Origin of the sequence: Sediminibacterium goheungense, from assembly GCF_004361915.1 — a bacterium.
Taxonomy (GTDB): Bacteria; Bacteroidota; Bacteroidia; order Chitinophagales; family Chitinophagaceae; genus Sediminibacterium; species Sediminibacterium goheungense.
In genome coordinates this window covers 80464-101259 of record NZ_SNWP01000011.1, presented here as the reverse complement: position 1 = coordinate 101259, position 20796 = coordinate 80464, and the positions used below count along the sequence as shown (strand labels likewise).

The window sequence follows — 20796 nt, the reverse complement described above, 5'->3', positions numbered from 1 at the left end:
ATCAATAAGTTTCTGTTTAACATATTATAAAAAACAATTACTTTTATTTATGTTTATTTACATGAAAGTTATACTTATCCTACTGTCTATACATACGGTTGTATCCGGGCAGGTTTCAGTTTCGTTGAAAGAAAAAGATATCCTGGTAAATGGGTCCTCAGTTTCTAAAGAGCCTGCGAGAGCTGAATTGGAAGGGCTGATTGGTACAAAAAGTAGTTATGGTTACATTGTTGGTTCCTATAATCCTTCGACAAAGGAAGAGAGCAGTATTAAAAGAAGATCGTACCGCTTTAAACAATCTGGTATCAGCTTTCAGTATTATGCAAAAGAGCCAGGCATCTACAGTATTTTCCTGGAGTTCAGATCTAGCCATCAAAAGCCTTCTAAAAATAATAAAGTCGTTTACCCCAACAGCTTTGCAGATGGAGATATTCTAATTGACAGTTCCACCACGCATAGTCAGGCACTGGCAATGATAAGTAAAGACAAGCTGATTAAAAATGGAGAAAAGCCATTTTTCAAAACCTTAGCTCCATATCTGCTCTATGCAAAAAAAGACTTATTGATCGAGCTCATTTTCGATCCGAATACAAAACGTATTAAACTGGTATCAATAGAAAAATAAAATCAGGGTGCCAGCCTTTCCGCTTTCCAGTTTCCATTCCCAAGTGTATATCTGAATCTGTCGTGTAAACGGCTGCTCCTTCCCTGCCAGAATTCAAATGAAGCAGGCATTACTCTGTAGCCACCCCAATGAGCAGGCCGGGGAATATCCTGGTTTTCGAAACGTTTTGTGTATTGGGTTACATTGGTTTCTATAATTTTTCTGTTGGCAATGATGGCACTTTGCGGAGATGACCAGGCACCGATCCTGCTTCCTTCCGGACGTGAATGAAAGTATTCATCACTTTCTGCGTCACTCACTTTCTCTACCTTTCCTTCAATCCTTACCTGCCTTTCCAACTCTTTCCAGAAAAACACGAGTGCTGCATGTGGGTTCTGCTGCAGCTCTTTTCCTTTGGTGCTTTCATAGTTGGTAAAGAATACAAACCCTCTTTCATCATACCCTTTTAACAAAACAATCCTTGCAGATGGTATACCTTCTTTGCTGGCGGTAGCGAGTGTCATAGCATTTACTTCATCAATTTCAGAAGCCAGTGCCTCATTCCACCAACGTTCAAATTGAGCAAAAGGGTCTGCTGCTATATCTGCCTCATCAAGTGAGTGTTGCCGGTAATCTTTCCTGATATCTGCTATCAACTGTTTCATGGTGTATAATTCTATTGCAAAAATACAATAGTCGGCGTGCATACCCATCAATAAAAAAGGATGAAGATTTTCACCTCCATCCTTTTCTGTTGATTATTTAGCTATTAATCTGCGATATCAATCTTTTTAGCCTCATGTTTTCCTGAGATAAAAGTATATACAGCCGGGATAACAAATAAAGTAAGTATCAATGAGAACATAATACCCCCCACAATAACAATACCCAGTGGCATACGGCTGGTGGCAGCAGCACCGATACTTAAAGCAATGGGTAAAGCACCCAGTGCAGTTGCCAGACTGGTCATGAGGATCGGACGTAACCTTTGTGCCGATGCTTCTATTACAGCATCCCTTTTCTTGAGACCGAATTCTCTTTTCTGATTGGCAAACTCAACAATCAGGATACCGTTTTTGGTTACCAGACCAATCAGCATAATCATACCAATCTGCGAGAAGATATTTAGCGTCTGATCAAAAATCCATAAACTCAGTAATGCCCCTGCCAATGCCAGCGGTACGGTTAACATAATAGTAAACGGATCTTTGAAGCTTTCGAACTGTGCTGCCAGTACCAGGTAAATAAGCACAAGCGCAAGTCCAAATGCGAAGCTTGTATTGGATGAACTCTCTGCATAATCGCGTGAAGCTCCACTTAATGCTGTCTGGAACGTTTCGTCTAATAATTTATCGCCAATCGCCTGCATGGCTTTTACACCGTCACCGATGGTTTTACCTTCAGCCAGTGAAGCAGATATGGTAGCTGCTTTGAAACGATTATAGTGATATAAGGTTGGTGGATTTGAATTCTCTTCCAGCTTCACCACAGAAGTGAGCGGTATATTCTCACCTCTATTATTTCTTACATAGAGATTTGATATATCACCCGGCTCCTGCCTGTCTTTCAGTTCAACCTGCGAAATCACCTGATATTGCTTACCATTCATGATAAAATAAGCCAGTCTTCTTCCACTGAATGCACTGGATACCACATCGGCCACATCTGAAATAGAAAGCCCCAGGTCTTTGGCCTTGATACGGTCGATTGTAAGCTGTAATTCTGGTTTATTAAATTTTAGGTTTACATCAACATTGGCAAAAGTTTTATCTTTTCTGGCTTCGTCCAGGAACTTTGGAATGACTTCTTTTATTTTTTCAAAGTCCAGGTTCTGTAAAATAAACTGTACCGGCAATGAACCTCTTGAGCCCAGGCCTACCGAAATGGTCTGTTCTTCCACAGGGAATATTCTTGCATTGTTAAATTGCGGTAATTTTTTGCTGATGGCCCTCGCTATTTCACTCTGACTTCTTTTTCTTTTATCAGGGTCAACAAAGGCAATCCTTGCCGTACCGCTATTTATACCGCCACCGCCACCAAAACCGGGAACAGCAGCAAATACAAAGTCTTTTTCTGGTATGGAATCTGACAGATAGTCGATCAGTTTATTCCCAACATCCACCATATAACTATAACTCGCACCTTCAGGACCCGACATCTGGAAACGCACACTACTTCTGTCTTCCAGCGGTGCCAGTTCGCTCTGGAGATTACTGCCTACAAGGTAAATACCACCTAAACAGGCAGCTACAATTACCCAGGCCATCCATCGAACACGCAGAAAAGCAGTGAGCATTCTTTTGTAGCCATTCTCCATGCCACGGAAGAAGGGTTCTGTCATTTCATAAAACTTACCATGACCGGCATCTTTTTTATTCAGGTACACATTCAATACCGGCGTAATGGTTAAGGATACAAATGCCGATACCAGTACCGCAGCTGCAACCGTAATACCAAATTCACGGAACAGGCTTCCTACAAATCCTTCCAGAAAAATTACCGGTAAGAAAACTACTGCCAGGGTAATAGATGTTGAGATAACTGCAAAGAAAATTTCCTTACTCCCTTCCAATGCTGCTTTTCGAATCGGCAAACCGCCTTCCAGCTTACGGAATATATTTTCTGTTACCACAATACCATCATCCACTACCAAGCCTGTTGCCAGTACAATACCCAACAGGGTTAATACATTCACGGAGAACCCGGCGATATACATGATAAAGAAAGTAGCTACCAGTGAAATAGGGATATCAATCAGCGGACGTATTGCAATGAGCCAGTTACGGAAAAAGAAAAAGATCACCAATACAACCAGACTAAAAGAAATCAGTAATGTTTCTTCTACCTCTTTAATCGATCGACGAACATTTTTCGTCTGATCAATCAAAGTAGTCATTTCGAAATCACCTTTCTGACTTTTTTTGATTTCTTCAATTCTCTTATAAAACTCATCCGCAATTTTAATATAGTTGGCACCGGGTTGGGGAATGATGGCAAGTCCTACCGCATTCACCCCATTCAAACGCCAGCTAAACTCTTCCGACTCCGGACCTATTTCTACTTTTGCCAGATCACTCAATCGGATAATACCTCTTGTATCTTCAAAAATGATCAGATCACGGAAATCTTTTTCTGTTTGTAAGCGTCCCAATGCACGGATGGTCATTTCTGTATTCTCACCATAGATTTTTCCTGAAGGAATTTCTACGTTCTCTCTATTGAGTGCATTACGAATATCTGCAAATGAAATATTATATGCATTCAACTTATCCGGATCAATCCAGATTCGCATGGCCGGACGTTTTTGTCCGAATATATTTATGGCACTTACTTCAGGAATGGTTTGTAATCTTTCCACGAGTACATTCTCTGCATAATCGCTCAGTTCCAGTAACCCTTTGGTACGGCTTTGCACAGCCATCATTACAATGAAATCACTGTTGGCATCTGCCTTACTTACTACAGGTGGTGCATCAATATCCTGTGGTAAATTCCTGGCTGCCTGACTCACTTTATCGCGCACATCATTGGCGGCTGCTTCAAGGTCTTCATTGATATTAAACTCTACGGTGATATTACTGGATCCGTTTGAGCTTGATGAGGTAATGGTTCTGATACCGGGAATACCGTTAATTGATTTTTCAAGCGGTTCTGTAATCTGGCTCTCCACAATATCGGAGTTAGCACCTGCATAGGCCGTACGCACGTTTACAATCGGCGGATCAATAGCGGGGTATTCGCGTACAGATAAAAATGTATATCCAACCACACCAAACAGTACGATGAGAATATTCATCACCGTTGCCAGGATGGGTCGTTTTAATGATAGTTCTGAAATATTCATGGTATAGCCACGTTAAAAAAGTGAAAAGATGAATAGAGGTACTGCCAACTTTTACTGCTGAGCACCTGCGAAGTCTTCAATCTTTTTTACACTTCTTACTTTTAATTGTGAATTCGGACGAACAAATAATACACCTGATACAGCAACGCTGTCTCCTACTTCAAGGCCTTTCAATACTTCAGCCATTCCATTCACACGCAGCCCGGTTTCAATATCTGTGAGTTTACCTTTCCCATCTTTTACCACTACTACTTTTTTCGCCTTTGCATCCGGAATAATAGCATTGGTAGGTACCAGGATACTGGTGCTTTCTCCACCTGTTTCAATCAACACCTTTACAAACCTTCCGGGGTTAATATTTGATCCGTTTAACTGAGCCCTTACTTTCAGGTTTCGGGTGGTTGCATCTATCTGTGGTTCGGTGGCGATGATGACCGCTTTTTGTGTGCCTTCTTTTCCGGTTGTTTTAATGGTAACGGTTTTACCTTTTGCAATCAACCCGGTATAGGCTTCCGGAATGGTAAAATCTATTTTAACCCTGTCTGTTTCCTGCAAAGTTGCCAGTACAGTAGCCGGTGTAACATAGGCTCCCGGACTAATCATCCGCAAACCCAATACGCCGGTAAACGGCGCTTTTAAAACGGTTTTATCAATCTGGGCTTTAAAAATATCCAGATCCGCTTTTAAAGTATTTACCTGATTCAGTACCGCATCATAATCGGCCTGGTTAATCCCACCAATGGATAATAGTTTACGTAAACGCTGCTCATTTTTTTCTGCCAGATCGAGCTGCACTTTTATCTTCTGTGTATTCGCCTGCAGGTCTGCGTCATTGATGCGCGCCAGCACAGTACCCTGCGACACTTTTGTGCCTTCCGGTAAATTCAGATACACCAACCGACCACTCACTTCTGGTTGGAGATTGGCAGCTTCGTTGGCTACCACTGATCCGTTTACTTCCACAATATTGGAAATACTGCTTTTACCGGCTATGATAACATCTACAATGACTGACTGGGGACCGCTGTTCTGTTGGCGTGGTTCTTCTTTTTTGCTTTTGCAGGAAATGACAAACAACCCGGCAATCAGCAATGGATACATTCTTTTCAAAGCGTAAAATTTATAGCGGTTAAAGATAAAACTAAATAGCCTCTGTTGGTGCATCGAAGGATGAATGGCCGGGGTATGTTTTCTGTCGGTATTTTAAGCTTTGAGCCACGAGCTATGGGCTGTGAGCGAATACCATATCATCATAGAAAAATTTCTGAAAAATCCAGATCTAATCGCTCGCAGCTCATGGCTCATAGCTCATAGCCTCCCTTCTACGCCGGGAACTATTTGCTTTTCACCGAATTTTTACGTAGTATGACCCATTCTGCCTGCTCATACTGGTAGAGTGCGAGGTTGTATTTCATTTGCAGATCCTGCAGTTGTAGATTGAGATGAACACCTGTTCCCTTTTCTTTCCCTTCATTTTTGCAGCGGATAGATAAATAATTCCATTCCTGTTCACCCAGGTTTACCCGGAAATGAAACGGCTTTTTACCAGGCACAATATTATCCTCAATCAGCCGACCATTCAACCATATGCTTAGTGTGTCCTGATCTATGAGACCATTATCTACCAGATTACCGTATATAGCTGGCGCTTCTGTGAGAATAGTATCAAAAATTGGTTCTGGTTTAAACTGCCGTTGCGGTAACAGTGATGTTTCTTCAATATGATTTTTCTTCAGGAAGCCATACCATAACTCCGGATTAATAGCAACAGGTTCATCTGATACAACAAAAACAAAATTGCCAAACTTTTTTCTCCCAAATGGATCTTCCCATATACCCCGAAAAACTGTACCTGAATCTGTATGAATAAAACTACCTCTTAAATCAAATAAATCAGCTTTCCGTATGGTTTCATTTACGAGCACTGACTTGGCCTGTAAGTGATATTTATAAAATTCTTTGGGAGTAGGTCTTACATAAAACTGATACATGGTTGCCAGCTTATAATCATCACTGTAAGAAGTAAGCTGTGCCAGCATTCGCTCATCTGCTTCAACTATATCAAGCCGGGCTTTTGTAGCACGTTCAGGACTTCCATTGAGGTATAGAGCCGAAGAAGCATTATTCAGATTTAAACGCCCAAACCTTGTTTCATTTTGAATACTGGGTAATGAATTGCTATTAAAATAAGGTTGCGACAAACCAAATACCACTACACCTCTCCACACACCCGTTTTTTGTTGCGCTGACACCGATTGTGTTAGAAGCCATATTGTGCAAATGAAAAATAGGCTAATCCGCATTTGAAGGATATAAATGAGGAAACATATATATTATAAATATACTAAATTTCTATAAACCCTCCTAAGCTTTTCTGTTTAACTGGTACCTCAGATAAGCCCGGCTGATTTAATCATCACGCCTGCGTAAACCACCGCGCCAGTTATACCTGAGCGACTTAAACTGTTCATAACATTTACCGATATAGTAGCCCAGTTCAAGATCATTCATCTGCGTAAGTAATGCATACTCGGGTCGATATCTTTTCATGAATGTGTCGATCTCGGGTGGGTTCAGTAAAGTTATTTCCCGAACGAATTTTTTGCTGAAACGCCGGTCAATGTATTTATCCTGCTCCTGCTCCAATAACCTGTTTTGCAGGAATTCCATATTTCGGTTACGACGGGTTCTGAACATATTGATCAATTCCACCAGATCGAAACCTACCGTTAGGCCTCCGGGATTATAATTGGGGTTATTGCTTAACCTGAGTGTGGGTTTTTTAAAATCAAAAGCTTTGGCATAATCTTTTCTGTTCTGAATTGAATCGAGTTTGTAGTAATTATTCCGAACTTTCACTTCGGGTAAATCAGCAGCCCGTACATGAATCATCACATTGAAGTTATCTACATTGATAATTGTGTCTACCGGATATTTCATGGTTGATTTACCGATCATTGAAAACCAGATAGAGTCAGTTCTCGGAACAATGATCAGGTAACGACCCAATGAATCTGTAACCGTGCCTCTGCCAGATGTACTCAATACAGCCACTGCTTCCAGTGGTCTTCTGGCACTTATATCATACACATTACCCGAAATGGTAACAAACTGCGCGCACAAATCCCTGCTACTCCAAAAAATGCAAGCGGTAAAACAACAAAGAAAAAACAGTAGCTTTTTAGTCAAATCCATCAATTGAACTGTAATATTAAAACAGGAACAGCATACTGCCTCAAATTTGCCGGGAATTAACGAGGTTTTTGCAGTGGGTAGATAGGTGATTGCAAATAGCTTATGGTGAATAGCTTATAGAAAATATTTTACCATAGGCTATCAGCCATAAGCCATCCACTAAAACTTCACATCAATAATATAGGGTAACATTGTGCGCCAGGTGGGCCAGTCGTGATTGATATCGGCACCCCATACATCCAGATCATACCAGATGCCTTTATTATACAGTATACCCGCAAAACGTTTGGATGCTTCGGGATCTTCATAAGAACCACTGCCGGTATAAATATGTATATGGTGACTAGATTTTATTTTATCGAGATACCAGGGATCATTTAATGTAGGTATATAATGTTCCGGGCTATTATAGAATACCTGCTCATCCCAGAAACCCTTGGTATATTCAGTTAAATTATAAACGCCACTCATACTGATGGCACCATTGATAATATCCGGACGTTTCAGAAAAAGATTCATGGCATGCAGTGCTCCGAAAGAAGCTCCACAGGTATAAACCATGGTTTCATTACTGGTATGGGTTCGTATAAAAGGAACCACTTCATTGAATACATATTCATTGAACTGATTATGACGAATAGCTTTATGTGATGGTTCCATCTCATTGTTCATCCAGCTTTCCTTGTTCATGCTATCGATACTGAATACACGAAGCTTACCGCTGTTAATATAAGGTGCCAATGCATCTATCAGCTGAAATCTCTCATATTCAAGGTAGTCTGCCGCAGCCGTAGGTATTAATAAAAGGGCAAAACCATAATGACCATAAGATGCAATCGGCATTTCTTTACCCAGTGCAGGGCTATACCAAGATGACAAATGTCTTTCCATATTCTATAGGTTAACTTAAAACGCTGAGTGACCTTTACAATCACTTGGGCTACTTCTTTCATCAGAAATATCACCGCAGAAACAGAGGGCTCACAGAGGTTTCGGAGCGATTTTATTCAATACAGGTTTTTCTGATTTCTTTCCAAAGGCCACGATAGCATTCTGCTGCATAGCTACTGGCAGCATAGGTTTCCAATGGCGCCCCATGTACACCCATCTTCTCTACATCACTCAGATAGGGTATATAGCTTTTCAGGAAAAATTTGTCTTTATAAAACGCATTCATCACTTCATGGTGCAGGTTTTTCCTGTGATCAACCATACTGAAAAAACACTTGATCTTACCACGATCGAGATCATTCTCCTTAAAATAGCCATCTACTGTTTCATATGAACGGATAGATAAGGTAGTTGGTATATTCGGCATCAGTACCCAGTCGGCAGCAATAAATACGGCATCATGTAAAACAGATATGCCAGGTGGACTATCCAGTATTACGATATCGTACTCTTTTTTCAGTGGCGCCAGGAGCGTAAGCAGTTTACGGCGTGACTGTTTCATTTCATTCAGTAATATATCTGCATGTCTTGCAGATATATCAGCCGGGATAATGTCGAGGTTTTCATACGGTGTTGACTGAATGGCATCGGCCAGTTCCATTTCGCTATTGAGTAGTTTGCGGGATTCATTTTTCACCGTTGCGCTGGCACCCAGGTAGAAAGAGGATGAACCCTGCGGATCAAGATCCCATACCAGTGTCTTATATCCTTCTTTGGCAAACAAATATGCCAGATTGATGGATGCAGCTGTTTTGCCCACTCCACCCTTGAGGTTGTAGATTGCTAATGTGACCATGCTCTAATATACGTTTTTTTTGGAAAGCCTGTGGTTTTGAGCTGCGAGTTATGAGCTATGAGCTGCTAGCTGTAAGCTTCCAGCTATTAGTAATCAAGTATATTGATTTTATCACCCAATTATAATCTATCTTAAAGTCTTTTTGTTTGCTAATGGCTAATGGCTAATGGCTAATGGCTAGTAGCTAATAGCTAGTAGCTAGTACCTCAAGCCTCAATGCAACAGATACCCTAACAACAAACATCCCAGTACAATCAGAGGAGCAGGTATGCGTTTTAACTGGAGGAGGAAAAAAGTGAGAGCGATGATGAGAACATCCAAAATGGCAACATAGCGACCCTCAAAAAGGGCAATCAGGAAAGTGTCTTTCATCAGATAGAAAGTAGCGCCGGCCATAATACCCACTACTGCGGCATTAATACCTTCCAGTGATCTGAATATCACTACATAACGTTTCAGGTTATGCCATACCGGGAAAAAAAAGAGCACCAGCAAGGCACTGGGCAGAAAAATAGCAATGGCACCAATGATACAGCCCATCAGCTGCCCCCAGGCACCTTCTTCTTTTAACACCATCCCGCCGGTAAAAGCACCAATCGAAAAAACAGGTCCGGGGATGGCTCTTACCATTCCTGAACCCGTAAGAAAATCCTCTTTACTCATCTTCAATACATCACGGCCTGTTTCTTTTATCCTCTTCGATTCGGGACGGGTTACATATTGCTCATACATCAGGGGCATCATTACATCTCCACCACCAAAAACGAGGCTGCCGAAACGATAAGCATTCTCAAAAAGGTTAATGGCTTTTCTGTTCTCCCAGTTTTGTCTGGTAGCGGTTTCTGAAATATATCCGGCAGTACCAAATAGCACAAAAAATATGAGGATATTACCCCATTTGATTTTCTTTCTGGGCTGATTCTTATCCGGAATTCGTTTATCACTGAAATTAGTGGCAATACCTGCAGCTATAATCAGGGCAGGAAAGATCCAGGGTGTTTTAAACAGTATAAAAGTAGCGAGTGAAGCCAATGCCATAATAACCCTAGTAATCGTATTATGTACTGCGAGTCCGAATATCCGGTAGGTGGAATAGGCAATAAAGCCGATGGCCATTGGCTGGATAAAAGAAAAGAAATCAGGGCGAATAGATCGCTCATCAAAATAACCCATCAAAAAAGACAGACCACCCATTAAAGTACAGGCCGGTGTAATCCATATGAGTAAGGTAAGAATGGCCAGGGGAATTCCCCCTCGTTTGTACCCGATCAATGTTAGTGTCTGGGTAGATGAAGCACCGGGTAAAAGCTGGCAGAATGCATTATACTCCATCAATTCCGATTCTGTTACATCTCTCCGCTGGTGCACAAAGGTTTTCATCATCATACCCATATGCCCCTGTGGCCCGCCAAATGCCGTTATGCTATGCCACAACACTGCACGCAGAAAAGGTATATGGCGTAAGAGTATCAAGGATAACAGATGGATTGTTGAACCTGAAAATTAATAAAATCCCTTAAAAGTCAACAAGACTGTTTTAGAGAGTCGTGAATAGTGAGTAGTCAGTAGTGAGCAGTGAGTATCATTTCGTACCAAATAAAAACGCAGATTATCATGTATTTCATAACAACCTGCGTTTTGGCTATTGTAGTATTACTTTCTTATTCCTTATTCCTTATTTCGTATTTCTTATTTCTTCAGTCCGATTTCTCTCAGTCTTTCATCCAGGTATTCGCCTGCCGTGGCATCCGGATAAGCTTTGGGATGTGCTTCATCTATACAGCTTTCCAGACAGGCCAGACTCATTTCACTTCGTGGATGCAGGAAGAAAGGCATAGAGAAACGACTTGTGTGCCAGTGTTCTCTTGGTGGGTTTACCACACGATGCGTGGTACTGCGGAGTTTATTATTGGTTAAACGCTGTAACATATCACCCACATTCACTACAATCTGCTCGGGTAAAGAGGTTACATTTACCCAATCACCCTGTTTGGTGAGTATCTGTAAGCCATCTGCCGACGCCCCTACCAATAAGGTAATCAGGTTGATATCTTCATGCTGCTCAGCGCGAATGGCACTTTTGGGTTCCTGTGTAATAGGAGGGTAATGAATACAACGGAGGATAGAATTACCATTCGCAATATGCGCATCAAAATAATTTTCATGCAGTCCGAGATAAAGGGCAATGGCTTGTAATAATGCACGACCGCTTTTCTCAAAATTGCGGTAAGCGTTAAAAAGTGTTTTATTCAGTGGTTCTACTTCTTTTACGGCAACATTGTCCGGGTATTCACTTTTAATCGGATCATCATTTTCCACGGTTTGACCATACTGGAAAAACTCCTTCAAATCCGGTGCTTCACTACCCTTGGCATGTTCACGGCCAAAGCTGGTATAACCACGTTGTCCGGCAAGACCGGGTATTTCGTACTGTAATTTTTTCTCCAGTGGTAAAGCAAAAAACTGTTGTACATATTCATACTGATGAGCAATCAGTTCATCGGGAATACCATGGTTTTTAACGGCTACAAAACCTACTTCTTCATAAGCTTTACCAAGCTCCTGTACAAAAGCAGATTTGCGTGCAGGGTCGCCGCTTAAAAATTCTGCCAGATCTACTACGGGTATGGCCATAACGTGCATTTTAAATGAATAATAAAAAACGGTTACTGAACCGTCTGGAAAATTACAAAACTAGTCTGATTTATGGTAGTATGTAGACAACGCAGATGTTTCAGGTATTTTTATCAACTTTAAAGGATGAAATACACCCGTTTTGCAAGTCTTATTCTGATTTTACTGTATGGCTGCAGTAATGGCTACCATAAGTTCGAATCACAGTATGCTTTACCCTCATCTGTGCCGGATTATGGTAATCTGGAGTATTGGGCGGCGCATCCCTATAAAAAAGATCCCTCAGACAGTATTCCCAGACCCTTACGCAAAATGTACCTGGCAGACTCTTCGATCGATATTTTTTTTATTCATCCAACTACCTATACCGATAACGCCCGTCCGTTCGGATGGAATGCACCCATTGAAAATGCTGCACTGGCGGCAAAAACAGATTATAGTACCATTCTGTATCAGGCGAGTATTTTCAATGCATCCGGACGCATATTTGCCCCCCGCTACAGGCAGGCTAACCTTGGGGCCTATTTCCCGGTTACAGCAGCAGATACGGTTGCAGCATTACAGGCATTTGAAATCGCTTATGCAGATGTAAAAGCTGCTTTCTCCTATTATCTCAGTCATTATAATAATGGTCGCCCCATCATTATTGCAACGCATAGCCAGGGTACCACACATGGTAAAAGACTGGTAAAAGAATTTTTTGATGGTACCGCTTTGCAAAAAAAACTGGTAGCCGCTTATCTGGTGGGTATACCAGTAGAAAAAAACTGGTTTACACAACTTAAAGCCTGCGAAACAGCTAACGAAACCGGATGTATATTAAGCTGGCGAACCTTTAAAGAAGGCTATAAACCGGATTATGTACTACATGAAAAAGTACCTGCCATTGTTACCAATCCGCTCACCTGGAGCCGCACAGATACGATAGCACCCCGAAAAATAAATATGGGAAGTGTGGTTACCGGTTTCAATAGTCTGGTAAAAAAAGTAGCCGAAGCCAATAATGCCGGTGGTGTTATCTGGACCCCTAAGCCGCGCTTTTTTGGTAATATTTTCTTCACCACAAAGAATTACCATATTGGTGATTATAATCTATACTACCTGAGTGTGCGGGAAAATGTGAAAGAAAGAATCAAAGCCTATAAAAATGGTTCACCGGACTGAAGTCCGGTGCAAGGTTTGGTGCTTTGATTCAAAGACAACACCGATCCATTCGCAATTAGCTTTACTAGCACCCGACTTCAATCTCGCGACATTTTAAAAGCTTCACTGGACTGAAGTCCGGTGCAAGGTTTGGTGCTTCCATTGAACCACGATACAAACCTGTCACTATTTCTTTTACTAGCGCCCGACTTCTGTCCGGCGACACTTTATCGGATTCAGCGGACTGAAGTCCGGTGCAATGTTTGATGCTTTGATTGAAAAACAACACTGATACATTCGCTATTGAGAATCCCAGCGCCGGACTTCTGTCCGGCGACACATAAAATTGCCAATATTATTGTTTGCTGAAACGAATGGCCTTGATAAAAGTATCGCCATTAAATGCATTGAGTATATAATTACCACTGGCTAAGTCGCCAAGGTTAATCACCAACTGTTGCAACCCCTCGGTTACATCTTCCACCATGGTTTTGGCCATATGTCCATCCACATCCAATACTTTGAGTATCAGGTTACCTGCACGTTCAGATATAACCGTGAGGTAGCTGTCTTCGCGGATGATATTTGGTTGTAAGTGCTGGATATACATAACCCTCCTTTTTTAACAGTTACGGAATAATGACCCAGGGGGATGTATAATAATGACACCAAATATGGTGCCAGTGCTGCATAAATAATTAAAACTGAATCGAATTTTAGGCTAAAATAAAGGGTAAAGGATATATAGCTTTATGCCTGACTAAGTAACAATCTGGTTGTCGATATCTCATACTCTTCAATACTTTTAAAATCCCCCTCACTAATCAGCCATTTCACTTCTGCAAGCTCCCATTCAGAGGATATTCGATAGCGATAGTTCTTAGGATATTTAATGCCAAATAATCCTATCACAAAATCATTTTGCTGCTCTGATATCGTTTTCTTTTCCTTCCGCATATTTATAATAATAGCATGTCTTTACTACAGCAAACTTACTTATTAAAATAATTACAACCCTGTAAATTTTGCCCTTAAACTGGGCCGCTCCGGTCCAAATTCTACCGTGTTCCTTTTGAAATACCGCCATCTTTGCAATACGTTGTATATCAAGAAAGCAAACATCATGTGGTGGATTATAGTGCATGAAGTTATGCATCATATGATCAGCGTATTCAAATGTGAGCTTTAGCTCAACTTTTCGATTCTGAATTCGTATGGCCGCGTTATCGGTACTCAATTTCAGGTTTGTAAATCAAAATTCGATATACAAATCCATAGAAAGGCCATATGACCATAAATAGCGTATTAATTCATCTGAAAACAATGTATTTATGCCTATTGCATCTGCCTTTTAATACTATTTTTATTAATAAGGCTTCTACTCTTCCAACAACATATACTTCTTCACTCCATTAATCATCATCTCATCCAGCACATCTATCAGGTTGCCATAGTTGGATGAAGCCAGGGGTCTGATAAGTACAATGGGCTCTGCGTCATTACCAAATTCAGTTTTCACCTGTTTTATCTTGGCCAGTAACACAGCTCTTAATCCCTTACTGCTATAATCAGTTTGCTGCCGAATTCTTTCATTGCTTCCTTCATAATACAGAATACTATTATTGCCATCAAGCAGTAAGGAAATGGTTTTCCGTTCCCCTGCCAGCGATGGATTTTCTGTATCCCGCTCATCAGGTAATGGCATAACTATACTTGAAGGCTCATGCATAGTAGTGGTAAATATGAAAAAAGTAATCAGGAGAAAACCCAGGTCAACCATCGGTGTAAGATCAACACGGGTTGATAGTTTTTTATTTCGGTGCAGCGACTTTCGGCTTCTGCTCTCCGTTGTTTGTATCTCTGCCATAACCATCTTTTTAATAAGATGATGATAACATAAAATTCCATACACTAAAACTTCATCTCAACGAATAGCGGAAGGTGGTCTGATGCCAGCGGCTCATCCAGTACTGCAGTTGTAATAACTTTTACTTTTATTCGGTTATGAGCCAGGATATAGTCAATGCAACGATCAGGCTTGTCAGCAGGAAAGCTGAATTCGTTAGCGCTTAATAATTGAAAAGATTGCTGAAGTCTTTGCATGGTTTCACTGCCGGGCCTGTCATTCAGATCACCTAATAATAACACAGGTTTTTTACTGGCCGCTAATTCCTCTTCGATTATTTTAATGGAACTGAGTCTGTCTTTTTCAGTAAGTGAAAAGTGGGTACAAAAAACAAGGTAATCTGTAAACTCAACAACCAGTAACACCCTTGCTTCTTCCGATCCCGGCAAAGGGATGGTTTTCTGCGACAATGGTTTTCCTTTTGATAATACGCCAACGCCATACTTACCTCCCTGAAAAGAAATAGCAGCGCCATAACTGGCATGGAGTCCGGTGGCTTCAGCTAATTCTTTCAACACATCTTTGCCTTTGCTTCTCTGTGTAACACTATCCAGCTCCTGTAAAGCAATGACAGCGGCTTTTGATTGCGTTATAATATTAGCAATTCGTTGATAGTCGGTAATATTATCCATACCCTTCGCATTGCGGATATTATAGCTGAGCAAACGTAACGGCTCATCGGGGAAAAAGGATGTAAAAACAACAAAAAGCAATCCCAATAAAAACCTGTTCATCGCTTATAGATTTTCAATCAAAAAAAATGCTGTGTTTTTCTATGCATAACAGCCATAAAAATAACACAGCAATTTTATAATTATATTTCTTTCGGTCTTCCGGACTTTCGGTCTCTCGATCTTTCAGACCCGCTAATTACCATACACACTCAAAAACTTAATCCGCATAATTTTCAGTTGCTCCCAGGTATAATCGTTCTCGCTTAATTCCTGCTGGGCAATCTGCAATGAAGATGTTTCACAGTTTTTGAAATACTCAATAATTTCTTCCTGGTCATATTCATCCAGCCATTCATCAATAGCATAATCAAGATTGAGTTTGGTACCACTGGCAGCAATGGTTTCCATTTCTTCCAGTAACTCATCAAGACGCAGGTTCTTATTACGTGCAATGGTTTCCAGGGGAATCTTCTTATCGACATTCTGGATGATATAGATTTTATTGTTGGCTTTATTGGCCACACTTTTCATCACAAAATCATCCGGCTTTTCTATCTCATTTTCTTCTACATATTTGGCCACCATTTCCACAAAGGGCTTACCATATTTCAATGCCTTTCCCTTACTTACACCCTGACATTTTTCCAGTTCGGCAAGCGTAGTTGGATACAGGGTAGCCATATCCTGCAAAGAGGTTTCGAGAAAAATAACAAAAGGCGGCAGGTTCTTACGCTTGGCTTCTTTCTGACGCAACTCTTTCAGCATTTCAAAAAGCTTGTCATCAGCAGCAGCACCGGTTTGCGATCCACCATCACCTTCTTCATCATCGGCATTGGCATCTTCAAAAAGATTATTCAATACAATTTTAAAAGATACCGGCTTTTTCAGAAACTTCTCACCTTTTTCAGTGAGTTTCAGCAAACCATACTCTTCAATATCTTTTCTGATCAGGTTCTCCAGCATCATCTGGCGAACCAGACTATTCCATAAATGAATTTCCTTATCTTTTCCAATACCAAATACTTCCAGCTGATCGTGCCGGAACATATTGATTTGTGGGGTAAGTCTTCCCATCAGTACACTGATCACATAATCTGTCACAAATCTTTCATCAAGTGCCTTAATGGTTTTCAGTACCTGTACCACTTCTTCCTTCACTTCTATTTTTTCTTTCGGATTGCGGCAGTTGTCGCAGTTACCACAATTTCTTTCACCCCAGTCTTCCCCAAAATAATGAAGTAGAATTTTTCTTCTGCACACAGAACTTTCAGCATAAGCCACTGTTTCATCAATCAGTTGTCCGCCTACTTCTCTTTCACTCAAAGGCTTATCGCGCATCAGGTGTTCGAGTTTGGCAACATCCTTATGTGAATAATACAGTACACAGATACCTTCCAGTCCATCACGGCCTGCACGGCCTGTTTCCTGGTAATAATTTTCAATCGACTTAGGTATATTGAAATGTATCACAAAACGGATATCGGGTTTATCAATACCCATTCCAAATGCAATGGTGGCTACAATTACCTGTACATCTTCATTCAGAAACTGATCCTGTCTTTCGGCCCTCAGTTTTTGATCCAGTCCTGCATGATAGGCAACTGCTTTAATATTATTGGCTACCAGTAGTTCAGCCAGTTCTTCCGTTGTTTTACGGTTCAGCGTATAAATGATACCGCTTTTGCCTTTATGCTGGCTGATAAACTTTACGATATGTTTTACCGTCTGGTCTTTTTTAATCTTGGGCTGTATTTCATAATACAGGTTGGTACGGTTAAAAGAGGAGATAAAAATATTGGGCTCTCTTAATCCAAGGTTTTTCACAATATCACTCTGCACTTTTGGCGTAGCGGTTGCGGTTAACGCAATTACCGGCACATCTGGATTAATGATATCCATCATTTCCCGTAAACGGCGGTACTCAGGTCTGAAATCGTGTCCCCATTCAGAAATACAGTGGGCCTCATCGACTGCAAAAAAAGATATTTTCAGATCGGCAAAATATTCAAGGTTTTCCTGCTTGGTTAAGGTTTCCGGAGCCACATAGAGCAATTTGGTTTTACCACTATCCAGGTCTTCTTTCACCGCTTTAATCTGCCCCTTATTGAGTGATGAGTTCAGAAAATGCGCTACATCATCTTTTTCGCTGTATCCGCGAACCAGATCAACCTGGTTTTTCATCAGGGCAATCAATGGCGATACAATGATGGCACAGCCATCCAGTATCATGGCCGGTAATTGGTAACATAAACTTTTACCACCACCTGTGGGCATGATAACAAATGTATCCTTGCCGCTTAATAAGCTGCGGATCGACTGTTCCTGTGTACCTTTGAATTCCCTGAAACCAAAATAGGTTTCCAATGCCCCATGAATATCGTAACCGGCTTCTGCCAGCTTTTTGATGTCTGTTTTTTTGCCAACCGTAGCTGGTTTTGATGTTGCGCCCTTCTTTGCGGGAGCTTTCTTTGTGCTTGTTGCCATGTATATACAATCAGTTTACCGCACCTGCGGAACCCTTATAACCATATAAGTTAATCATTTTACCGGAATTTTCACTTAATATTTGCCAATCGGCCTACGAGGAAGTGTTTCCGGCGGAACCGGTTCATGGTGCCCCTTCTAAGGAAGCTACCTGCTTTTTTCGAAAGGATGGCGAAGTTAACGAAGAATGGGCTGATTACATAGAGTTTGCTGTTAAAGTTTACCTTTGTGCCGCATGAAATATGCCATATCAAAGTTTGATACCAACAGAAATATTTATTAGCGAACCTGTCTGCCGCCAGGCAGGTTCCAGGTGACCCGAGACAATAGAACTGAACACATGAAAAAAACGATTGTACAGACGGCATTAGAAACCATTCAATTAGAAGCTGCTTCTATTTCGGGGCTTTCTTCTTTTATCAATGAAGGTTTCGATGCTGTTATCCAGGAGATTGCTGATTGTAAAGGCAGGATTGTGATCAGTGGTGTAGGTAAAAGTGCCATCGTTGCACAAAAAATAGTAGCCACCCTCAACTCTACAGGTACTCCTGCTCTATTCATGCATGCTGCAGATGCCATTCATGGCGATCTGGGTATGGTTCAACAGGATGATATAGTGCTGTTAATCAGCAAAAGTGGCGAGAGCCCTGAAATAAAAGTGTTGGTTCCCCTTATCAAAAACTTTGGTAATACACTGATTGGAATGGTTGGTAATACAGATAGTTATCTGGCCAGATCTTCTGATATTATCTTAAATACAACTGTAAGTCAGGAAGCCTGCCCGAATAACCTCGCACCTACCAGCAGCACTACTGCACAAATGGTAATGGGAGATGTACTGGCAGTATGTTTGATGCAAATCAATGGTTTTTCTGATCATGATTTTGCACGCTACCATCCGGGTGGTAATCTCGGTAAACGCTTATACCTGCGAGTGGCCGATCTATATAAAAACAATGAAAGTCCCAAAGTATTCCCCGATACCGGACTCAAACAGGTAATTGTTGAAATCACAGAAAAAAGACTGGGTGTTACGGCTGTGGTAAATAACGACAATGAAGTAACCGGTATTATTACCGATGGCGACCTGCGCAGAATGCTGGAAAAAACGAACGACCTGAGTAATATAACAGCAAAAGATATTTTTTCACCATCGCCCAAAACCATTGAACCATCGATGCTTGCGGTGGAAGCACTGGAACTCTTGAGAAAAAATGATATTAGTCAACTCATTGTAGTGGAAGATGGTCGTTATGCCGGCATCTTACATATACATGATCTTGTGAGAGAAGGGATTATATAAATGAGATCAGGGTGAGCGAGATAATAAGAAAGTAAAAGCGGGAAGAAGCTTAAAACTATTTTATGGTACTGTAGAATTAGCCTGTAATATTGCAGGTTTAATGGGGATCAAATTTATCAGGAATGAACAAACATCATTATGTTGCCATTATGGCCGGTGGAATTGGAAGTCGTTTTTGGCCAATGAGCAGAACAGCCTATCCGAAACAGTTTCTTGATATTTTACATACAGGTAAATCCTTATTGCAATGGACCTATGAGCGGTATGCCAGTTTTATACCGAATGAAAATATTTTTATCGTTACTTCTGAAGAATATGTACCCATTGTTGAAAAGCAATTAAAAAGTTTGCCGGTTGAAAATATTGTAGCTGAACCCAGCCGAAAAAATACAGCCGCCTGTATTGCCTATATTTCTTTTAAATTAATACAGAAAGATCCCGAAGCCTCGCTGATTGTAGCACCCAGCGATCACATGATCCTGGATAATGAAGCATTCAGGGTTGTTACGGTAAAGGCGCTTGATTTTGTTAGCCATATCAAATCATTGGTAACGCTGGGTATCACACCTACTCATCCCAACACCGGATATGGTTATATACAGCACGATAGTATGACTGTAGCTGAAGGTATTTATAAAGTAAAAACCTTCACAGAAAAACCCAATCTGGAACTGGCCAAAACTTTCATCAGCAGTGGTGATTTTCTATGGAATGCAGGCATTTTTGTGTGGCAGGTAAAAAATGTAATTAAAGCTTTTGAACAGCACCAACCGGAGATGTTTGAACTTTTTGCAGGTATCAAAGACAGCTATAATACTACTGAAGAGAAAGCAGCTATCGACCGCATTTATCCATTATGTACCAATATTTCTATTGATGTGGCCATTATGGAAAAGGCAGATAATGTATATGTAATTCCTTCCTCTTTTGGCTGGAGTGATCTTGGTACCTGGAACAGTGCTTATGATAACCTGGAAAAAGATTATCTCGGTAACGCTGTTGCCAGCGATAATGTAATTGTGATTGATGCCACCAAATGCATGGTATCGGCACCCAAGGAAAAGTTACTGGTACTGCAGGGACTGGACGATTTTATTGTAGTGGATTCCAAAGATGTATTGCTTATCTGCAAAAAAGAGAAAGAGCAATCCATTAAAGAATATGTAGCTGAAGTAAAGAGAAATAAAGGCGATAAATATTTATAAGGAATAGAGCTACAAGTAACAAGATTGCTGGTTTAAAATCTATTCTTCAGTAGTTTA

The 20796-nt window shown here is 40.9% G+C and carries 18 protein-coding genes; 4 read left to right on the top strand and 14 right to left on the bottom strand.

The window, feature by feature from the left end; translation table 11 throughout:
* Positions 1-61 precede the first annotated feature (61 nt).
* Positions 62-625 (top strand): hypothetical protein, encoded by a 564-nt coding sequence (locus tag BC659_RS07945; RefSeq protein ID WP_133474186.1) that lies wholly within the window; start codon positions 62-64, stop codon positions 623-625.
* 2 nt (positions 626-627) lie between these two features.
* Here the strand turns inward: BC659_RS07945 and pdxH are convergent, their stop codons facing one another.
* The 9 genes from pdxH to BC659_RS07900 all read right to left on the bottom strand — a co-directional run bounded on the left by pdxH (position 628) and on the right by BC659_RS07900 (position 12024).
* Positions 628-1269, bottom strand: a complete 642-nt coding sequence (pdxH, locus tag BC659_RS07940) for a pyridoxamine 5'-phosphate oxidase (protein WP_133474185.1) — start codon at positions 1267-1269, stop codon at positions 628-630.
* 104 nt (positions 1270-1373) lie between these two features.
* Positions 1374-4448 (bottom strand): efflux RND transporter permease subunit, encoded by a 3075-nt coding sequence (locus tag BC659_RS07935; RefSeq protein ID WP_133474184.1) that lies wholly within the window; start codon positions 4446-4448, stop codon positions 1374-1376.
* 51 nt (positions 4449-4499) lie between these two features.
* Positions 4500-5549, bottom strand: coding sequence for an efflux RND transporter periplasmic adaptor subunit (locus BC659_RS07930; RefSeq protein WP_133475103.1), 1050 nt, complete (start codon positions 5547-5549; stop codon positions 4500-4502).
* Between the two features lie 233 nt (positions 5550-5782).
* Entirely contained in the window at positions 5783-6700 is a 918-nt protein-coding gene (locus BC659_RS07925; protein WP_133474183.1) for a hypothetical protein, read from the bottom strand.
* Positions 6701-6857: 157 nt separating this feature from the next.
* Positions 6858-7637 (bottom strand): peptidase associated/transthyretin-like domain-containing protein, encoded by a 780-nt coding sequence (locus tag BC659_RS07920; protein ID WP_133474182.1) that lies wholly within the window; start codon positions 7635-7637, stop codon positions 6858-6860.
* Positions 7638-7802: 165 nt separating this feature from the next.
* Positions 7803-8534: an esterase family protein gene (locus BC659_RS07915; RefSeq protein ID WP_133474181.1), complete on the bottom strand. Its 732-nt coding sequence runs from the start codon at positions 8532-8534 to the stop codon at positions 7803-7805.
* A 112-nt stretch (positions 8535-8646) separates the two neighbouring features.
* The gene (locus tag BC659_RS07910; RefSeq protein WP_133474180.1) at positions 8647-9390 is read right to left on the bottom strand and encodes a ParA family protein; all 744 of its coding nucleotides are present in this window, start codon (positions 9388-9390) and stop codon (positions 8647-8649) included.
* Between the two features lie 213 nt (positions 9391-9603).
* Positions 9604-10863 (bottom strand): chromate efflux transporter, encoded by a 1260-nt coding sequence (gene chrA, locus BC659_RS07905; protein WP_246027097.1) that lies wholly within the window; start codon positions 10861-10863, stop codon positions 9604-9606.
* Between the two features lie 216 nt (positions 10864-11079).
* On the bottom strand, positions 11080-12024 hold the full coding sequence (locus BC659_RS07900) for an isopenicillin N synthase family dioxygenase (protein ID WP_133474179.1): 945 nt from the start codon (positions 12022-12024) through the stop codon (positions 11080-11082).
* 126 nt (positions 12025-12150) lie between these two features.
* Between BC659_RS07900 and BC659_RS07895 the strand changes: the two genes are divergently transcribed.
* On the top strand, positions 12151-13188 hold the full coding sequence (locus BC659_RS07895; RefSeq protein ID WP_133474178.1) for a DUF3089 domain-containing protein: 1038 nt from the start codon (positions 12151-12153) through the stop codon (positions 13186-13188).
* Positions 13189-13522: 334 nt separating this feature from the next.
* Here BC659_RS07895 and BC659_RS07890 read toward each other — a convergent pair whose 3' ends face one another.
* The 5 genes from BC659_RS07890 to recQ form a co-directional block, all read right to left on the bottom strand.
* Complete coding sequence (locus tag BC659_RS07890) at positions 13523-13777, bottom strand: hypothetical protein (RefSeq protein WP_133474177.1); 255 nt, start codon at positions 13775-13777, stop codon at positions 13523-13525.
* A 140-nt stretch (positions 13778-13917) separates the two neighbouring features.
* On the bottom strand, positions 13918-14124 hold the full coding sequence (locus BC659_RS07885) for a hypothetical protein (RefSeq protein ID WP_133474176.1): 207 nt from the start codon (positions 14122-14124) through the stop codon (positions 13918-13920).
* A gap of 421 nt (positions 14125-14545) precedes the next feature.
* Entirely contained in the window at positions 14546-15034 is a 489-nt protein-coding gene (locus tag BC659_RS07880) for an ExbD/TolR family protein (RefSeq protein ID WP_162847390.1), read from the bottom strand.
* A gap of 44 nt (positions 15035-15078) precedes the next feature.
* Positions 15079-15807: an endonuclease/exonuclease/phosphatase family protein gene (locus BC659_RS07875; RefSeq protein WP_133474174.1), complete on the bottom strand. Its 729-nt coding sequence runs from the start codon at positions 15805-15807 to the stop codon at positions 15079-15081.
* A gap of 132 nt (positions 15808-15939) precedes the next feature.
* A complete protein-coding gene (gene recQ / locus BC659_RS07870) occupies positions 15940-18231 on the bottom strand; it encodes a DNA helicase RecQ (protein WP_133474173.1) in 2292 nt (763 codons plus the stop codon).
* A 340-nt stretch (positions 18232-18571) separates the two neighbouring features.
* Between recQ and BC659_RS07865 the strand changes: the two genes are divergently transcribed.
* Positions 18572-19534, top strand: a complete 963-nt coding sequence (locus tag BC659_RS07865) for a KpsF/GutQ family sugar-phosphate isomerase (protein WP_133474172.1) — start codon at positions 18572-18574, stop codon at positions 19532-19534.
* A 122-nt stretch (positions 19535-19656) separates the two neighbouring features.
* The gene (locus tag BC659_RS07860; protein ID WP_133474171.1) at positions 19657-20739 is read left to right on the top strand and encodes a mannose-1-phosphate guanylyltransferase; all 1083 of its coding nucleotides are present in this window, start codon (positions 19657-19659) and stop codon (positions 20737-20739) included.
* Positions 20740-20796: the final 57 nt, after the last annotated feature.

Excerpts from the sequence above, each read along its gene's own strand:
- BC659_RS07880 (WP_162847390.1), bottom strand. The coding sequence starts at position 15,034 with ATGGCAGAGATACAAACAACGGAGAGCAGAAGCCGAAAGTCGCTGCAC.
- BC659_RS07935 (WP_133474184.1), bottom strand. The coding sequence starts at position 4,448 with ATGAATATTTCAGAACTATCATTAAAACGACCCATCCTGGCAACGGTG.
- BC659_RS07890 (WP_133474177.1), bottom strand. The coding sequence starts at position 13,777 with ATGTATATCCAGCACTTACAACCAAATATCATCCGCGAAGACAGCTAC.
- BC659_RS07895 (WP_133474178.1), top strand. The coding sequence starts at position 12,151 with ATGAAATACACCCGTTTTGCAAGTCTTATTCTGATTTTACTGTATGGC.
- BC659_RS07915 (WP_133474181.1), bottom strand. The coding sequence starts at position 8,534 with ATGGAAAGACATTTGTCATCTTGGTATAGCCCTGCACTGGGTAAAGAA.
- BC659_RS07910 (WP_133474180.1), bottom strand. The coding sequence starts at position 9,390 with ATGGTCACATTAGCAATCTACAACCTCAAGGGTGGAGTGGGCAAAACA.
- BC659_RS07930 (WP_133475103.1), bottom strand. The coding sequence starts at position 5,549 with ATGTATCCATTGCTGATTGCCGGGTTGTTTGTCATTTCCTGCAAAAGC.
- pdxH (WP_133474185.1), bottom strand. The coding sequence starts at position 1,269 with ATGAAACAGTTGATAGCAGATATCAGGAAAGATTACCGGCAACACTCA.
- BC659_RS07875 (WP_133474174.1), bottom strand. The coding sequence starts at position 15,807 with ATGAACAGGTTTTTATTGGGATTGCTTTTTGTTGTTTTTACATCCTTT.
- BC659_RS07900 (WP_133474179.1), bottom strand. The coding sequence starts at position 12,024 with ATGGCCATACCCGTAGTAGATCTGGCAGAATTTTTAAGCGGCGACCCT.
- recQ (WP_133474173.1), bottom strand. The coding sequence starts at position 18,231 with ATGGCAACAAGCACAAAGAAAGCTCCCGCAAAGAAGGGCGCAACATCA.
- BC659_RS07945 (WP_133474186.1), top strand. The coding sequence starts at position 62 with ATGAAAGTTATACTTATCCTACTGTCTATACATACGGTTGTATCCGGG.
- BC659_RS07865 (WP_133474172.1), top strand. The coding sequence starts at position 18,572 with ATGAAAAAAACGATTGTACAGACGGCATTAGAAACCATTCAATTAGAA.
- BC659_RS07885 (WP_133474176.1), bottom strand. The coding sequence starts at position 14,124 with ATGCGGAAGGAAAAGAAAACGATATCAGAGCAGCAAAATGATTTTGTG.
- BC659_RS07860 (WP_133474171.1), top strand. The coding sequence starts at position 19,657 with ATGAACAAACATCATTATGTTGCCATTATGGCCGGTGGAATTGGAAGT.